The organism is Streptomyces sp. NPDC050617, assembly GCF_040654795.1.
Taxonomy (GTDB): Bacteria; Actinomycetota; Actinomycetes; order Streptomycetales; family Streptomycetaceae; genus Streptomyces.
In genome coordinates this window covers 46517-64172 of sequence record NZ_JBFAIS010000035.1, presented here as the reverse complement: position 1 = coordinate 64172, position 17656 = coordinate 46517, and the positions used below count along the sequence as shown (strand labels likewise).

Genomic DNA, 17656 nt, shown 5'->3' with positions numbered 1-17656 from the left:
TTGTCAGCGTGTTCGCGCCCGGCGCGCTGCGTTTGACGCCGCTGGAAGGCAGGAAGGCAGGAAGGCCGGGCGCCGAAGCCTCCGGCCTTGTGCGCCGACCGTTCGCGGTCCGCACACAAGGCCGGTTGCTGCTGTCTGCTTCTGTGCCCGAGCGGCTGTGCCCGAGCCCTGTGCCCGGGCGGCTGTGCTCAGTCCGTGCCGAACTCCATCGCCGCGCGGTCGAGGAGTTCCAGTTCCTCGTCGCCGGAGACCGCGCCGCGCGAGGCGATGGCCTCGGCCCCGCCCTGCGGCATCGCGCCGATCAGTCCGGTCGAGGCCGCCTGGGCGGCGCCGACGAGCGCGGCCTGGCCGGTGCCGACCATGCCCAGACCCGCGTACTGCTCCAGCCGGGCGCGCGAGTCGGCGATGTCGAGGTTGCGCATGGTGAGCTGGCCGATCCGGTCCACCGGGCCGAACGCCGCGTCCTCGGTGCGCTCCATCGACAGCTTGTCGGGGTGGTAGCTGAAGGCGGGGCCGGTCGTGTCGAGGATCGAGTAGTCCTCACCGCGCCGCAGCCGCAGCGTGACCTCGCCGGTGACGGCCGCGCCGACCCAGCGCTGGAGCGACTCGCGCACCATCAGGGCCTGCGGGTCCAGCCAGCGGCCCTCGTACATGAGGCGGCCGAGGCGCCGGCCCTCGTTGTGGTACTGGGCGAGGGTGTCCTCGTTGTGGATCGCGTTGACGAGGCGCTCGTACGCGGCGTGCAGCAGGGCCATGCCGGGGGCCTCGTAGATGCCGCGGCTCTTGGCCTCGATGATCCGGTTCTCGATCTGGTCGGACATGCCCATGCCGTGACGGCCGCCGACGGCGTTGGCCTCCATCACCAGGTCGACGGCGGAGGCGAACTCCTTGCCGTTGATCGTCACGGGGCGGCCCTGGTCGAAGCCGATCGTCACGTCCTCGGCGGCGATCTCGACGGACGGGTCCCAGAACTTCACACCCATGATCGGGTCGACCGTCTCGACGCCCGTGTCCAGGTGCTCCAGGGTCTTGGCCTCGTGCGTGGCGCCCCAGATGTTGGCGTCGGTGGAGTACGCCTTCTCGGTGCTGTCCCGGTAGGGCAGGTCGTGGGCGACCAGCCACTCCGACATCTCCTTGCGCCCGCCGAGCTCGGACACGAAGTCCGCGTCCAGCCACGGCTTGTAGATCCGCAGCTGGGGGTTGGCGAGCAGGCCGTAGCGGTAGAACCGCTCGATGTCGTTGCCCTTGAACGTCGAACCGTCGCCCCAGATCTGGACGTCGTCCTCCAGCATCGCCCGCACCAGGAGCGTGCCGGTGACGGCGCGGCCGAGCGGCGTGGTGTTGAAGTAGGCGCGCCCGCCGGAGCGGATGTGGAAGGCGCCGCAGGCGAGCGCGGCGAGGCCCTCCTCGACCAGCGCGGCGCGGCAGTCGACCAGGCGCGCGATCTCGGCGCCGTAGGTCTTGGCGCGGCCGGGCACCGAAGCGATGTCGGGCTCGTCGTACTGGCCGATGTCGGCGGTGTAGGTGCAGGGGACGGCACCCTTGTCGCGCATCCAGGCGACGGCGACGGAGGTGTCGAGGCCGCCGGAGAAGGCGATGCCGACGCGTTCGCCTGTGGGCAGTGAGGTGAGAACCTTGGACATAGGAAGAGTATGCACTACTACGCATGATCATTCAAAATTCTGGTTGGGGCAGGGGGTGGGGCAGGGGTCCGGCCGCTGCCGGTGACCGGCGGGGTTTCCGGAGCTGCCCCCACCGTCGCCTCGTCGCCTCGCCACCGCGGTGCCCAGGCAGCCGCATGGCACATGATCATCCGCCCATAGGATGAATGTGCAACCAGGGGTGCGTTGGACTCACCGGCGGCGCGGGGCGCGGCCGCCGGTGTCGGTGCGTACCGGCACGCCGGACTCAGGGAGGTCTTTCTCATGCATGACACCGACGGGCCCGCGGCCGGGCCGATCAGCGGCGACGGCGCGGCCTTCGACTTCATCGTGTGCGGGGCGGGTTCCGCGGGATCCGTAGTCGCGGCGCGACTCTCGGCCGACCCGGCCGTCACCGTGCTGCTCCTGGAGAGCGGCGGCGACGACGACTCGGAATTCGTACGCGACCCCGACCTGTGGCCCGCCAACTTCGGTACGGAGCGGGACTGGCAGTTCGTGACGGAGCCCAACCCGCAGCTGAACGGGCGCCGCCTCGCCTACTCGATGGGGCGCGGACTGGGCGGCGGCGGCAGCGTCAACGCCGGGGTGTGGGCGCGCGGCCACCAGACCGACTGGGACGGTTACGCGACTCGTGCCGACGACGAGCGCTGGGGATACCGCGGCGTACTGGAGACCTACCGGGGCATCGAGGACTGGAACGGCGCCCCCGACCCCGGCCGGCGCGGTACCGGCGGACCCGTGAGCGTACGGCCCTCGCAGGACGTGCACCCCTTGTTCTCCACCATGCTCGACGCCGCCGAGGCGGCGGGCATCCCCCGCTTCGACAGCGCGAACGGCGCTCTCATGGAGCACGCCCGCGGCTGCGCCGTACGCGATGAGAACATCGAGGACGGGGAGCGCCGGAGCCCGTACCGCTCCTACCTCGCCGGCCACCTCGACCGGCCGAACCTCACCGTGCTGCGGCACACGACGATCGCCCGCGTGCTGTTCGACGGCCGGAACGCCGTCGGTGTGGAGGCGGTGAGCGAGGGCCGCGTCACGCGGTTCCGCGCCGCGCACGAGGTCGTGCTCAGCACCGGCGCGGTCAACACCCCGGCCGTCCTGCTGCGGTCCGGCGTCGGCGACGAGACCGCGCTGCGCTCGTTCGGCATCCCGGTCGTCCAGCACCTGCCCGGCGTGGGCCGGAACCTGGACGACCACATCCGCTTCGGCTGCGTATGGGAGACCCACGACATCCCGATGCCGCCGCCCACGCGCAGCCAGGCGGTCTGCTTCTGGGAGGACGAGACGCGGCCCGGTGCGCCGGAATTCTTCCTCTACCTCTCGCCCACGGGCTCGGTGTCCCCCGAGAGCGCCGCCCAGTACCCGCTGCCGGAACGGGCGGTCACCTTCCTCCCCGGCATGCGGCAGCGCAGCAAGGGCCAGGTCTCCCTCGCGGGTACGGACCCGACACTGGCCCCGCGTGTCGACACGCGCTTCCTCTCCGACCCCGAGGACGTGGCCTCCGCGCTGGCCTGCATAGCCATGGCCCGTGAGATCGGGAACTCGGCCGAGTTCGCCCCGTACCTCAAGCGCGAGGCGGCGCCCGCCACCTCGACCCGGGCCGACGTCGAGATGTTCCTGCGCAACGCGGTCGAGACGTTCTGGCACCAGTGCGGCACCGCCCGGATGGGCACGGACGGCGAGGCGGTGGTGGACGGACAGCTGAGGGTGCACGGCGTCACCGGGCTGCGCGTCGCGGACGCCGCTGTGCTGCCGCACGTCACGCTCGCCAATACGACGGCTCCGTGCGTCGTGGTGGGGGAGACGGCGGCGCGCATGATGCTGGAGGAGCACCACGGCTGAGAGGATCCTTTACGGGCTGCGGGCTGCGGGCTGCGGGCTGCGGGCTGCGGGCTGCGGAATTACGGGCTACGGGATTACGGGCGTGGGCCGGCCGATCATGGGCGTCCGGCCTCGTCCCCGCCTCCGCCCCCGCCCCCATCGGCATAGGCGGCCAGGCCGTTGACCATCCGCTGCATGAAGCGCGTCAGGTACCACCGCCAGAACGGCCCCGAGAAACGCGGCTTCGGCTCGAAGACCGCCGACCAGGTGATGTCGGTGCCGCCTTGCGGCGTCCCGGCGAGTTCGACGGTGCCCCGGTAGGACCGGAAGGGTCCGCTCTCGTTCTCGTACACGAACCGCCGGTCGGCGACGAGTTCGACGATGCGCTCGTGGGCGATCGCCTTGCCGGTGCGGAAGACGCGCACGTCGCCGACCTGTTGGGGGCCTTCGGGGACGCCGCCGTCCGCGGCCTCCACGGCGTCGATCGCCGACCACGCCGGCCAGGTGGCCGCGTCGACGAGGACGCCGAAGACGGCGGCGGGCTTCGCGGGCGAATGCGCGGTCACGGAATAGGTGCAGGGCGTGTAGGGCATTGCCCCACGCTAGGACGGTTCGGCGGGCGGGGGACATGCGCGGAATTGCCGATCTGTCGACGCGTTCCTGCGGTAGACCGACGGCCGGACGCCGACGTGCGCCAGGAAGGCCGAGGACAGGCTGCCGGGGGCGGCGAACCCGCAGCGTTCGGCGATCTGCCCGATGGTGAGGCCGGTCCCGTCGAGCAACCGGCGCGCCTGCTCGATGCGGAGCCGGGTGAGATACCGGTGCGGCGTCTCGCCGGTGGCTTCGCGGAACACGCGGATGAAGTGGTACACGCTCAGGTTCGCCTCGGCGGCGACGTCGGCGAGCGTCAGCGGATGGGCCAAGTTCTCGCGCATGACGGCGATGCCGCGGTGGACCGCGGTGCGTTCGGGCCCCGGCGGGCGTTGGCCGCGGCCGTGGGCCAGCAGATGCGCGGTGAGGAAGGCGGCGGCAGACTCCGCGTACACGTCGCCCGCGCCGCCGGCCGCCGGCAGCGCCCGTACGACCTGCTCGACCAGCGCGTCGCCCGCTCCCAGCCCGGCGGCCAGCGCCTCGAAGTCCGGCGCCGGCACCGCCATCTCGGCCGCGGCCCGCTCCACGGTCGCCCGCGGAATGTGCACCTGGACGGTGTGCAGCGTCGACTCGGCCCGATAACTGCGCACGGTGGAGCGCCCCGGCACGACCAGCTCCAGCCGCCCGGCCGTCCACCGCCGCCGGGACGCCCTCCCCCCGGCCCGGACCCGCATCTCCGCCTCCCCGCCCGTGCAGAGCACGAGATGCAGATCGTCCACCCCCGGCAGCGGAAACTCCTCCGCCTCCCGCGCGTGAACGAACCGCTGCACCAGCAGCGACCGCCAGCCGGCCTCCTGCCAACTGCAATAGGTGCGCCGGACGAGCGCGTCCATGTCGATGTCTCCGCCGATCCCGGCGTACGGCGCCAGGTCGAAGTCAGCCGTGTCGATCACCACACAACCCTAGGCTCCGGGGCGATGAGAGGGCGATGAGAGGGCGATGAGACGGCGACGAGACGGCGATGGCATGGGCCGGTCCGTGCGGTCCATGCGGTGGGCGTCGCCCGTCGGCGCGGGCGCTCGGGCGCGGTGGGGCCGGGCGCGGTGGGGCCGGGTCTCCCGCCTCCTTGTTGGGGTGACCGAGGGCGATTACGTTGCGTGGGAATGTGGCCATGGCTCGTGGGTGAGGAGTGTGGTGCCTGATGTCCTCCGTAGAGATCGACGGCAAGTGCGACGCGGCGTTCGGCGGTGTACGGGAGGTGTTCGAGCGGCACTTCGCCGAGGGGGTGGAGCTCGGGGCGCGGGTGGCGGTGATGGTTGACGGGGCCGTGGTCGTGGATGTGTGGGGCGGGTACGCGGATCCGGGGCGGAGCGTTCCGTGGAGCGCTTCGACGCTGGTGAACGTGTGGTCCTCCACCAAGGGCGTCGTCGCGCTCGCCGCGCATCTGCTGGCCGAGCGCGGGCTGCTCGACCTGGACGCCCCGGTGGCGCGGTACTGGCCCGAGTTCGCGGCGGGCGGCAAGGAGGAGTTGCCCGTGCGGTATCTGCTCAGCCACCGGGCCGGGCTCGCCGGGCTGCGGGAGCCGGTCACCGTGGAGGACCTCTGCGACTGGGACACCATGACGTCCCGGCTGGCCGCCGCCGAGCCGCTGTGGGAGCCGGGGACCGTATCCGGCTACCACGCCCTGACGTACGGGCACCTGGTCGGCGAGGTCATCAGGCGGGTATCGGGCAGGACCGTCGGGGAGTTCATCCGCGCCGAGCTGGCCGGACCCCTCGGCGCGGACTTCCACGTAGGGCTCGCCCAGCGGGACGACGACCGCGTCGCGACGCTGGTGCAGGCGCCGCCGCCACCGGGCAGCGAGATGGAGAAGGTCTTCGCGGAGCTGGGCCCCATCGCCCTCGCCGCGCTCGCCAACCCCGGAGTCGGCGCCGACGCCGCGAACACCGCGCGGTGGCGGCGCGCCGAGATCCCCGCCGCCAACGGGCACGCCACCGCGCTCTCGCTGGCGCAGCTCTACGGCGCCTACGCCGGCCGGTCCGCCGTGATCGGCGCCGAGCAGACGGACCTCGCGCGGCAGGGGCAGGGGCGCTGCCTCGACCTGGTGATCGGTGTTCCGCTCGGTCGCGAGTCCGAGTTCGGACTGGGCGTCCTCCCGAGCGGCGAGGAGGGGAATTACGGGCCCAACCCGCGTGCCTTCGGGGTCGACGGATTCGGCGGTTCCTTCGGGATGTGCGATCCCGAGGCGGGGCTGAGCATGGGGTACGCCATGAATGCGATGGGCCATCACGTACTGAACGACCCGAGGAAATCCGGCCTGATCGACGCTGTCTACGCCGCGCTGTGAGCCGGCTGAGCCGGCTGAGCCGGCTGAGTCATTGATTCCCGGTTCCCGATCCCCGATCCCCGATCCCTGATTCCCAATCCCTGATTCCCAATCCCTGATTCCCGATTCCTGAATCCCGCCGTCGAGCGGGAGCGAGTGAGGGGGCCGCCGACCGGCGGGCCCCTCACTGCCCAACAGTGCAACGGCCGCTTCCCCTTCGGGTACCCCGCTTGGCTCCCCTCCCCGCCGACCTGCATCTTGTGGCGAGGACAGAGGTTTCGCGCGCTACGCCGGGAAACCACCGCACCCGCCAGGGCCGGAAGGGGTCTTGCCATCATGGTTTCCGAGGCCGAGCCAACGCAACACATCTCACGGCCAACGCAACACATCTCACGCGACGACGTGCGCAATACGATCGGACGGATCTGGAAAGAGGTCCTCCGCCTCGAAGAACTCGGCGACGGCGACAATTTCTTCGAGCTCGGCGGGCATTCGCTGACGGCGTCGCAGGCCATCGCCCGCATCTCGCGCACGCTGCGCGTCGAGGTCCCGATGGCCGATTTCTTCGAGCGGCCCACCGTCGACGACCTCACCGAATTCGTGCTGCGGAAGCTGGGGCACGACGAGCAGGCCCCCGCCGCGCTCGCCCCCGAGAACGGCGCCGCCACATGAGCGCCGAAGCGCTCTCGGCGCTCTCCTCCGCCCAGCAACGCCTCTGGTTCCTCTGGCAGTTACGGCCCGACGGCAACGAGTACAACGTGCCGCGCGCCACGCGCCTGCGCGGACCTCTGGACGTACCCGCCCTTCAGCGGGCCCTCGACCGGCTGGTCGCGCGGCACGACGTGCTGCGCGCCTCCTTCCCCACCGTGGACGGCGCGCCCGTGCTGCGGATCGCCCCGCGGGGGAGCGTGCCGCTGGCCCTGACCGACCTGAGCCGGTCGCCCGCCGCGACGCGGGAAGCCGCCATGCACGAGGCCGTGGCCCGCGCCGCCCTCGCCCCCTTCGACCTGACCGACGGCCCCGTGTTCCGGGCGGACCTGATCCGGCTCGCCGACGACGACCACGCGCTGGTCCTCGCCTTCCACCACATCGTGGTCGACGGCTGGTCCCTCGGCGTCCTCGACCGCGAGCTGTCCGCCCTGTACCAGGCCGCGCTGGACGGGGGCGACGCCGCCGCCGACCCGCTCCCCGCGCCCGGACGCTCGTACCAGGAGTACGTGGCCGCCGAGCGGCGGCTCCTCGACGGGCCGCGCAGCCGCGAGGCGCTGGACTACTGGCGCTCCGAACTCGACGGCGCGCAGCTCAAACTGCCCCTGCCGACCGACCGGCCGCACCCCGCGACGCAGAGCTTCGACGGCGAGGGCCGCCCGTTCGCCGTCCCGTCCGGGCTCGGGCAGCGGCTCGAAGCCGTCGCCTCCCGCTGCCGCTCCACCCGGTTCATCACCCTGCTGGCCGCCTACGCGGTCCTGATGTCCCGGATGGCCTCGACGCCCGACGTGGTCATCGGGGTGCCGGTGAGCGGCCGCACGGAGCTGGAGGTCGAGGGGACCGTCGGGCTGTTCGTGAACATGCTGCCGCTGCGCGTGCGCTGCGCGCCGGACACCGCCTTCAGCACGCTCGTACAGCAGGTGCGCGACACCTTCCTCGCCGGCCACGAGTACCAGGACCTGCCCTTCCAACTGCTCGTCGAGGAGCTGCAGCCGGACCGCTCGACGTCCCGGCACCCGCTGTTCCAGACCGTGGTCACCTACGAGGACCTGCCCGAATCGGGCGCGCTCCTCCCCGGCCTCGACTCCTCCCCGCTGCCGCTGCCGATGGAGACCGCCAAGTACGAGATGGCGCTGCACCTCGCGTGGCGCCGGCAGGGCGGCGCCGAGGCATGGGTGGGCTACCAGACGGACGTCTTCGACGGCCGCACCGCCGAGCTGACCGGACAGCGGTACGTACGCCTGCTGACCGCCGCGCTCGCCGCGCCGGAGAGCCCGATCGGGCGGCTGCCCGTGCTCGGTGCCGACGAGGAGCGGACGCTGCTCACCGACTGGTCCGGCGCGGCCGACAGCGCGCGCGAGGCCACGGGGGAGCGCGTCGACCAGCTCTTCGCGCACCAGGTCCGCGCCCGCCCCGACGCCGTCGCCGTACGGACCGCCGAGGGCTCCCTCACCTACGCCGGGCTCGACCGCGCCGCCGACGAGACAGCGGCCGGGCTGCTGGCGGCGGGCGCCGGACCGGGCGCCCTCGTGGCGGTCTGCCTGCCGCGCGGCGCGGAGCTCGTGACCGCGCAATTGGCCGTCCTCAAGTGCGGCGCCGCGTACATCTCCCTCGACCCCGCGCACCCCGCCTCCCGGCTCGCCGCCATCCTCGACGAGGCGCGTCCGCTGCTCGCCCTGACCGACGCCGAGCACGCCGGGGAGCTCGCCGGCGGCAGCGGCGCGAGGAGTACGGGCATCCTCACCCTCGACGGCGTCCGCGTCCCGGCAGCGGCGGCGCCGCCCGCCCCGCCGACCGGGCCCGCCGATCTCGCCTACGTCATGTACACCTCCGGCTCGACCGGCCGCCCCAAGGGCGTGATGGTCGAGCACCGCGCGCTCGCCAACCTCGTGACCTGGAGCCGCGAGGAGTTCGGCCTCGGACCCGGCGACCGCGGCACGCTCATCGCCGCCCCCGGATTCGACGCCTCCGTCTGGGAGGTCTGGTCGGCCCTGACCGCCGGCGCCACCCTGGAGATACCCGACGCCGAGACCGTGCCGGACCCGTCCGCGCTCCGCGCCTGGCTCGCCGAACACGGGGTCACCAGCGCCTTCCTGCCGACGCCGCTCCTGGAGCGGATGATCGGCACCCCGTGGCCCGCCGGTTCGGCGCTGCGGACCGTGCACACCGGCGGCGACCGGCTGCATGGAACCGGCGACCACCCGCTGCCCTTCCGACTCGTCAACAACTATGGCCCCACCGAGAACACGGTCATCGCCGCCTCGGGAGCGGTCACGGCGGCGGGCGGGGAAGCGGCGGCCGGCGAGGCGCGCGGAGCGCTCCCCGGCATCGGACGGCCGGTCGCCGGCACCGAGGCGTACGTCTTCGACGCCGAGCTGCGGCCGGTTCCGGTGGGCGTGCCCGGCGAGCTGTACCTGGGCGGCGCGGGCCTGGCCCGCGGCTACCTCGGCCAGCCGGCCCTGACCGCCGACCGGTTCGTACCGCATCCCTACGCGACGACGCCGGGCGCACGCTTGTACCGCACGGGCGACCTGGTGCGCTGGCGGACCGACGGGAGCCTGGACTTCCTGGGCCGCAACGACCACCAGGTCAAGATCCGGGGCGTACGCATCGAACTCGGCGAGATCGAGAACGTGCTCCGCGCCCACCCCGGCGTACGGGAAGCGGCCGTGATCGCCGCCTCCCCGGACGCGTCCCCCGGCACGGAACTCGTCGCCTACCTGGTGGCCGCCGACGGCTCCCCGGCCCCCGAACTCGCCGGGCTCCACGACCACATGGCACGGCGCCTGCCCCGCCACATGCACCCGCGCCGATACCTCGCCCTGCCGTCGCTGCCGCTCACCCCCAACGGCAAGATCGACCGGACGGCGCTGCCCCAGGACGCCCTGGAACTCGCCGCGCCGCCCGCCTCCCGCCGCCGCGCCGAAGCGCCCCTGGAGCGCCGCATCAGCGCCGTATGGGCGGCGGCGCTCGGCCACGACTCCTTCGGGACCGACGACAACTTCTTCGACGTTGGCGGCCATTCGCTGCTGCTGGCGTCGGTCCGCGACCGGCTCGCCGAGGAACTGGGCGGCCCCGTACGGATCGCCGACCTCTACGCGTACCCGACCATCGCCGCCCTCGCCCGGCAGCTGACCGGCGCCGAAACCCCGCCCCCGCCCCGTACCGGCGCCGAGACCCCGGCCCGGGCCGGCGGCGAGGCGCGCACCGCCGGACGCCGCCGCGGCGCGGCCCGGCTGACGGCCATGCGGACGCGGACCTCCCACGGAAGGGCTGAACGACAGTGACCGCCGAGCACATCAACGACCTCGACCCCGACGCCGGGCCCGATGCGAGCGACCGCCTCGCCGAGGACGACGACACCCGCATAGCCGTCGTCGGCATGGCCTGCCGCTTCCCCGGAGCCACGACCCCGGAGGAGTACTGGCACAACGTCGTGAACGGCGTCGACGGCGTACGGACCCTGACCGACGCGGAACTCGCGGAATGGGGCGAGGACCCCGAGCGGACCAAGGACCCGCGCTACGTACGACGGCACGGCGCCGTGGAGAACATCGGCGACTTCGACGCCGAGTTCTTCGGCATCACCGGCCGCGACGCCGACCTGCTCAACCCCCAGCACCGGATCTTCCTGGAATGCGCGTGGGAGGCGCTGGAGCGGGCGGGGTACGACCCGCGCGCGGTGCCGGGCGCCACGGGCCTGTTCGCCGGGGCCGGCCGCAACGGCTACGCCTCCGTCGTACGGTCCCGGCCCGACCGCTTCCCCGGCGTCGACGACCTCGCCCTCAGCCTCGCCAACGACCCCGAGCACCTGTGCACCCGCGTGTCGTACCTCCTCGGCCTCACCGGCCCGAGCATCGCCGTCATGACCGCGTGCTCGACGTCCCTGGTCGCCGTGCACGAGGCGAGCCGGGCGCTGCTGGCGGGAGAGTGCGACACGGCGCTGGCCGGCGGCGTCACCGTACGGGCCCCGCTCCTCGGCTACCCCCACCGCGAGGGCGGCACCCTGTCGGCCGACGGCTACTGCCGCACGTTCTCCGCCGACGCGCGGGGCATCGTCGGCGGCGACGGCGCCGGGATCGTCGTCCTGCGGCGGCTGCGGGACGCGATCGAGGACGGTGACCACGTGCACGCGGTGCTCCGCGGCTCCGCCGTCACCAACGACGGGCGCGAGCGCGCGGGCTACACAGCCCCCGGCGTACGCGGCCAGGCGGAGGCCATCCGCCGGGCGCACATCGCCGCCGACGTGTACCCCGCCGACATCTCGTACGTCGAAGCGCACGGCACGGGCACCCCCGTCGGCGACCCCATCGAGGTCACCGCGCTGACCCAGGCGTTCCGCGAGGGGTACGCCGAGGACGAGACGGCCGCGGACGGGACCGTGGGGCTGGGCTCGGTCAAGACGAACATCGGGCACACCGACACCGCCGCCGGAGTCGCGAGCCTCATCAAGACCGTGCTGGCCCTGGAGGACCGCACGCTCCCGGCCACCCTGCACTTCACCGCGCCGAACCCCGCCATCGACTTCGCGAGCAGCCCCTTCAGCGTCACCACCCGCACCCGGAAGTGGGAGACCACCCGGCTCCCGCGCCGCGCCGGCGTCAGCTCCTTCGGCATCGGCGGCACCAACGCCCATGTCGTGCTGGAAGAGGCGCCCGTTCCCGCGCCCGCCGCACAACTCGCCGTGGAAGGCGCGCACTTGCTCGTCCTCTCGGCGCGGACGCCCGCCGCGCTCGACGCCGCCGCCGAGCGGCTGGCCGAACACCTGCGGCGCCAGCCCGACCTGCCGCTCGCCGCCGTCGCCCGGACGCTCCAGGTCGGCCGGCACGCGTTCGAACACCGCCGGTACGTCGTCTGCTCGGACCACGCGGAGGCGGTCGAGGCGCTGTCGGCCCCGGCCGTACCGACCGGCGACGCCGCCGGTGAACTTCCGGCCGACTTCTCCCTCCCGGGCGGCGGCGCGCGGTACGTCCGTGACGCCCGCCCCCTGTACGCGGCCCTCCCCGCCTTCCGGGACGCGGTCGACGCGTGCTGCCAGGCGCTGCCCGCGTCCCTCGGCCCCGCCGCGCGGCGGGCGCTGACGCCGCGTACGGACACCGAGCCCGACGCCGCGCCGACCCCGGAGCTGGAGTACGTGACCGGCTTCGCCGTCGAGTACGCGCTCGCCCGCTCCCTCATGGACTGCGGCGTCACCCCCGCGACCGTGACGGGAAGCGGCATGGGCGCACTGGCCGCCGCGACCGTGGCCGGAGCGGTGCCGCTCGCCGACGCACTGGCCGTCGCCGCGGCGACGGCACGGGGCGGGACCGCCCTGCGCCACGCGGTCGAATCGGCCCAATGGCGGACCCCGCAGGTCAGCTGGCTGCACCCCGCCTCCCGACTGCCCGTCATGCCGCGAGAAGCCGCCGACCCCGGCTTCTGGGAACGGCTGCCGGCGGGCGGCGACACCCCCACGGCCCCGAGCGGAGACGGCCGGCTCCTCGTGGAGATCGGACCGAAGCAGCAGGGCGGCAACGTCCTCGCCGCGCTGCTCGACACCGTGGGCCGCGCGTGGCGAGGCGGGACGGCGATCGACTGGGACCGCCTGCACGACGGTACGGACCGACGCCGCGTGCCGCTGCCCACGTACCCCTTCGAGCGCCGGACCCACCTGGTGCGGCCCGCGCCGGCGACCAGGGCGGAAAGCGTTTCGGACGCCCCGGCCGCGCCCGCCGCCGACCCCGCGGCGGACGGCCCGGCGGACGTGGACGCCGCCCTGCTCGTCCTCTTCCGCCAGGTCCTCGGCGTCGCCGAGGACGTCACCGACCCGGACTTCTTCGAGCACGGCGGGGACTCGCTCGCGGCCGTCGAACTCGTCTCCCTCATCGAGAACTCCTTCGGCGTGGCCCTGCCGCTGGAGGACGTGTTCGAGACCCCGACGGTCGGCGGGCTCGCCCGCGCCGTCGAGGAGCTCCTCGCCGCCGCCGACGCGGCGGCGAAGGCGAGCGGCGGCGGCGAAGCCGGGGGGCTCGCATGACCGACCAGGCCATCCTCCAGCAGGCGGATCCCACCGCATCCGAGGCACGCGCGGACGGCCCGCGCGCGGGGAAGCTCCTGCCCGCGTCCTTCGCCCAGCGGCGGCTGTGGTTCCTCGACCAGCTCGACTCCGGCAACAGCGCCTACAACCTGGTCGCGGCCCTGCGGCTGCGCGGGGAACTCGACCTGCCGGCGCTGCACTGGTCCCTGAACCGCATCGTGGACCGGCACGAGGCGCTCCGCACCGTGTTCCGGGCCGACGCGGCGGGGGAGCCCCAGCAGTACGTGGCACCCGGCCTCACGGTCCCGCTGTCCGTCACCGACCTGACGCGGGAACCCGAGGCCGGGCGCACCGAACGGGCCCGCGCGCTCATCGAGGCGGAGACCGAGCGGGTCTTCGACCTCGCGCGGGGGCCGCTCATCAAGACCCTGGCAGTACGCCTCGGCGAGCGGGACCACGCCCTGGCCGTCATCTGCCACCACACCATCTGCGACGGCTGGTCCATGGCCCGCCTCTTCGAGGAGCTGTCCGAGCTGTACGCGGCCCGAACGGCCGGACGCGAACCGGTCCTGGCGCCGCTGCCCCTCCAGTTCGGCGACTACGCCGCCCGCCAGCACCGCGAACTCGCCGGACCCGAGGCCGAGAAGGCACTCGACCACTGGCGGACCCGGCTGGCCGACGCGCCCGCGCTGCTGGAGATCCCCACCACCTACCCGCGCCCCGCCGTGCAGGGATTCGACGGGGCGTCGCACACCATGACGATCGGTCACGAGACCTGGCAGGCGGTACGGACCGCCGCGCAGCGCAACAAGGCCACGCCGTTCATGGTGCTGCTGTCGGTGTTCGCGCTCCAGCTCTCCCGGCTCTCGGGCGCCGAGGACCTCGTCGTCGGCAGCCCCAGCGCCGGGCGCGCCCGCTCCGAACTCACCCCGCTGATCGGCATGTTCGTCAACACCCTCCCGCTGCGCGTCGACCTGACCGGCGACCCCGCCTTCGAAGAGGTGCTGCGCCGCGTCCGGCGCGCCGCGCTGGACGCCTTCCCCCGCCAGGACGTGCCGCTGGAGCGGATCGTGACGGAGCTGGGCCCGGAGCGCGAACGGAGCCACGACCCGCTGTTCCAGGCGATGTTCGCGGTACAGCAGCCGCTGACCACGCCCGACCTGGCCGGAGTGGACGCGGACGTCTTCCCCGTGAGCCCGCGGACCACCTTCACGGACCTCTGGCTGGAGATCCGCCCGCACGACGACGGCGCGGACTGCATCTTCCGCTACCGCACCGAACTCTTCGACGCGGAAGCCGTGCGGCGCATCGCCCGGCAGTACCGGCACGTCCTGCGCACCGCGCTCGACGACCCCGGAACGCCGCTGTCCCGGTTCTCCCTGACGGACGAGGAGGAGGCCGGTCTGCTGCTCGGGCAGTGGAGCCGGGGTCCGGCCGCGTACGCCTGGGACGGTCCGGTGCACGAGGCGATCGACCAGCAGGCGCGGCGCACCCCCGACGCCACCGCGGTCGTCTTCGAAGGGGACCGGCTGAGCTACGCGGAACTCGCCTGTAGGGCGGTGCAGTTGGCCCGCCATCTGGTGGAGCGCGGCGCGGGATCGGACACCCCCGTCGCCGTCTGCCTGCCGCGCGGCACCGGCCTGGTGACATCCGCCCTGGCGGTCCTGGCCGCCGGGAGCGCCTATCTGCCGCTGTCCCCGGAGGACCCGCCCGCCCGGCTCGTACAGATGCTGCGCGCGGTCGGCGCGGCACACCTCCTCACCACCGGCGAGCTCGCGCCGCTCCTCGCCGACGCCGGAGCGCCCGTCACGGCCGTGGACGCGTTCGCCTGGACGCGCGGATCGCAGGACGGTCCGCAGGGCGGGCCGCAGGACGGTACGCCGCTGGCGGCCGGCCCCGTCGGGCCCGATCACCTCGCGTACGTCATCCACACCTCCGGATCCACGGGCGCGCCCAAAGCGGTGGGCGTCCCGCACCGGGGCCTGGCCAACCGCGTCCGCTCCATCCAGGCCACCCACGGCCTCGGCCCCTCGGACCGGGTGCTGCACAAGACGCCCTGCACCTTCGACGTCTCCGTGACGGAGCTGCTGTGGCCGCTGACGACGGGCGCGACCCTCGTCGTGGCCGCGCCGGGCGGGCACCGCGACCCCGCCTACCTCGTCGAGCTGATCCAGCGGGAGCGGGTGACCACCGCGCACTTCGTGCCGCCGCTGCTGGAAGCCTTCCTCGACGAGCCCGGCCTCGACCGCTGCGCGTCGCTGCGGCGCGTGCTCTGCAGCGGCCAGGAACTGCCCCGTACGACACACGACCGCGCCCTCGCGCGGCTTCCGATGCTGCTGTACAATGCGTACGGGCCCACGGAGGCGTCGGTCGAGGTGACCGAGTGGCAGTGCGCGGCCCCGGCCGCGGGCGCGGAGCTCGCCGAGGACGTACGGGTCCCCATCGGGCGGCCCGTCGCGGGGGCCGAGACGTACGTGCTCGACCGCGAGCTGCGGCCGGTTCCGGTGGGCGTGCCCGGCGAGCTGTACCTGGGCGGCGAGGTGCTCGCCCGCGGTTATCTGGGGCAGCCGGCCCTGACCGCCGACCGGTTCGTACCGCATCCCTACGCGGCGACGCCGGGGGCGCGTCTGTACCGCACGGGCGACCTGGTGCGCTGGCGCGCCGACGGGAGCCTGGACTTCCTGGGCCGCAACGACCACCAGGTCAAGGTGCGGGGCGTGCGCGTCGAGCCCGGCGAGATCGAGAACGTGCTCCGCGCCCACCCGGGCGTACGGGAAGCGGTCGTGATCGCCACGGCTGCCCCGGAGGGCGCCGCCGGGGCCGAACTCGTCGGCTACCTCGTACGGCGGGGGGCGGCGTCGGCGGACGGCTCCGGCGACGGCTCCGGTGTGAGCGATGGCTTCGGCGGTGGAGACGGCTTCGGCATGGGCGATGGCTCGGGTGCTGGAGACGGCTCCGGCTCGGGCGACGGCTTCGGCTCGGGCGACGACGAAGCCTTCGTGGCGGCGCTCCGCGCCGACCTGCGCGACCGGCTGCCCGGCTACATGGTCCCGGCCCACCTCGTGGTCCTGCCCGCCCTGCCGCTCAACGCGAGCGGCAAGGTCGACCGCGCGGCCCTGCCGGCGCCCGCCGCGACCCCCGCGCACGATCGCGTGGGCCCCCGGGACGCTGTCGAGCGGACGCTCGCCGACATCTGGACGCAGGTGCTGGGCCGCCCGCAGGACGACGTCGACGAGGACTTCTTCGCCGTCGGCGGCGACTCGCTCAAGAGCATCCAGATGGTGCACCGGGCCCGCGAGGCCGGGATCGTCCTGCGCGTCGGCGATGTCTTCCACCACCCGACGATCAGTGAACTCGCCGACCACATACGGCAGTCCGCTCCGCTCGCGCTCCACCGGAACTCCGCGGCGGCCGACACCCGGGAGGTCCGGTGAAGAGCCCCTGGCTGCTGCGCTTCCCGCCGCGCCCGGACGCGAAGGTGCGCCTGGTGTGCCTGCCGGGGGCGGGCAGCTCGGCATCCATGTACTACCCGTGGTCGACGGCGTTCTCCTCGGACGTGGAGGTCTGCGCCGTCCAACTGCCGGGACGCGGCGGCAGGTTGCGTGAACCGCCGTACCGTCGCATGGAGCCCCTGGCCGACGCGCTGGCCGAGGTGGTGCGCGCCGAGTGCGACCGCCCCCTCGTCCTGTTCGGGCACAGCCTCGGCGCCCTCGTCGCGTACGAGGTGGCCGCCCGGCTGCGGGACCTGCCCGGTGGCTGCCCGGCCGCCCTCATGGTGGCCGCGCACAAGGCCCCTCACCTGGGGAGCGCCCGCGTGTCCGTACACGACCTGACGGACCATGACCTGCTCGCCTTCATCGACCGGCTCGGCGGCACGTCACCGGCGGTGCTGGCCCGGCCGGAGATCAGAGCGCTGGCGCTGCCCGCCCTGCGCGCCGACTTCGAACTGGACTACACCTACGCGTACCGCGAGCGGCCGCCCCTGACCATCCCCGTCAGCGCGTTCGGCGGCACGGCGGACACCATCGTGTCCGAGGCCGAGGTGGCGGCCTGGGAGCCGCTCACCACCGGCGGCTTCACGCATCTCCAGTCGCCCGGTGACCACTTCTTCCTCACGGCGCCCGAGGGAGCGGGGATGCTGTCGCGGATGCGCGGCACGCTGCTCGGACTCGCCGGGACCGCCGGACCCGAAGGGCCGGAACAGCCCGGCCCGCTCGTACGGACAGACACCGGCGCCGCCGCACCCGGCGCCCGGCTCAGCAGAGAGGACCGCGTTTCCCATGTTCGAGGATGACGACCGCCGGTACGCCGTGGTCCGCAATCACGAGGACCAGTACTCCGTCTGGCCCGAGGACCGCGCGGCCCCCGACGGCTGGGAGCCCGTGGGCGTGTCCGGCTCCAAGAGCGAGTGCCTGTCCCACATCACCGCCGTGTGGACCGACCTGCGGCCCCTGAGCCTGCGCGCATAGCCGTCGGATCAGCGCACCGGGCCGTAACGAGCCGCAGTGAGTCCGTAACGAGGAGGAAAGC

Annotated in this window: 11 protein-coding genes; 8 read left to right on the top strand and 3 right to left on the bottom strand. The window is 73.7% G+C overall.

Translation table 11 applies throughout. The features are described from left to right. Positions 1-188: 188 nt before the first annotated feature. Entirely contained in the window at positions 189-1643 is a 1455-nt protein-coding gene (gene argG / locus AB0I49_RS33370) for an argininosuccinate synthase (RefSeq protein ID WP_363230934.1), read from the bottom strand. A gap of 282 nt (positions 1644-1925) precedes the next feature. On the opposite strand from argG, the gene AB0I49_RS33365 reads away from it, so the two are divergent. Further along, positions 1926-3506 (top strand): GMC family oxidoreductase N-terminal domain-containing protein, encoded by a 1581-nt coding sequence (locus AB0I49_RS33365; RefSeq protein ID WP_363230933.1) that lies wholly within the window; start codon positions 1926-1928, stop codon positions 3504-3506. Positions 3507-3601: 95 nt separating this feature from the next. Here the strand turns inward: AB0I49_RS33365 and AB0I49_RS33360 are convergent, their stop codons facing one another. Together AB0I49_RS33360 and AB0I49_RS33355 are read right to left on the bottom strand one after the other, a co-directional pair. Next, positions 3602-4078 (bottom strand): SRPBCC family protein, encoded by a 477-nt coding sequence (locus AB0I49_RS33360; protein WP_363230932.1) that lies wholly within the window; start codon positions 4076-4078, stop codon positions 3602-3604. A 9-nt stretch (positions 4079-4087) separates the two neighbouring features. Further along, on the bottom strand, positions 4088-5029 hold the full coding sequence (locus AB0I49_RS33355; RefSeq protein WP_363230931.1) for an AraC family transcriptional regulator: 942 nt from the start codon (positions 5027-5029) through the stop codon (positions 4088-4090). A gap of 248 nt (positions 5030-5277) precedes the next feature. Here AB0I49_RS33355 and AB0I49_RS33350 point away from each other — a divergent pair, with 248 nt between their 5' ends. The 7 genes from AB0I49_RS33350 (at position 5278) to AB0I49_RS33320 (ending at position 17595) form a co-directional block, all read left to right on the top strand. Further along, a complete protein-coding gene (locus AB0I49_RS33350; protein WP_363230930.1) occupies positions 5278-6423 on the top strand; it encodes a serine hydrolase domain-containing protein in 1146 nt (381 codons plus the stop codon). Between the two features lie 315 nt (positions 6424-6738). Further along, positions 6739-7074, top strand: coding sequence for a phosphopantetheine-binding protein (locus AB0I49_RS33345; protein WP_363230929.1), 336 nt, complete (start codon positions 6739-6741; stop codon positions 7072-7074). Further along, the gene (locus AB0I49_RS33340; RefSeq protein WP_363230928.1) at positions 7071-10397 is read left to right on the top strand and encodes an amino acid adenylation domain-containing protein; all 3327 of its coding nucleotides are present in this window, start codon (positions 7071-7073) and stop codon (positions 10395-10397) included. Before AB0I49_RS33345 ends, AB0I49_RS33340 begins: the two co-directional genes overlap by 4 nt. Next, on the top strand, positions 10394-13126 hold the full coding sequence (locus tag AB0I49_RS33335) for a beta-ketoacyl synthase N-terminal-like domain-containing protein (protein WP_363230927.1): 2733 nt from the start codon (positions 10394-10396) through the stop codon (positions 13124-13126). The genes AB0I49_RS33340 and AB0I49_RS33335 overlap by 4 nt, the downstream gene beginning before the upstream one ends. Beyond that, positions 13123-16560, top strand: coding sequence for an amino acid adenylation domain-containing protein (locus AB0I49_RS33330; protein ID WP_363230926.1), 3438 nt, complete (start codon positions 13123-13125; stop codon positions 16558-16560). The genes AB0I49_RS33335 and AB0I49_RS33330 overlap by 4 nt, the downstream gene beginning before the upstream one ends. Then, the gene (locus AB0I49_RS33325) at positions 16557-17420 is read left to right on the top strand and encodes an alpha/beta fold hydrolase (protein ID WP_363230925.1); all 864 of its coding nucleotides are present in this window, start codon (positions 16557-16559) and stop codon (positions 17418-17420) included. The genes AB0I49_RS33330 and AB0I49_RS33325 overlap by 4 nt, the downstream gene beginning before the upstream one ends. Then, positions 17407-17595 carry an MbtH family protein gene (locus tag AB0I49_RS33320; protein ID WP_363230924.1) on the top strand — a complete coding sequence of 63 codons (189 nt, stop codon included), beginning with the start codon at positions 17407-17409 and terminating at the stop codon, positions 17593-17595. Before AB0I49_RS33325 ends, AB0I49_RS33320 begins: the two co-directional genes overlap by 14 nt. Positions 17596-17656 lie beyond the last annotated feature (61 nt).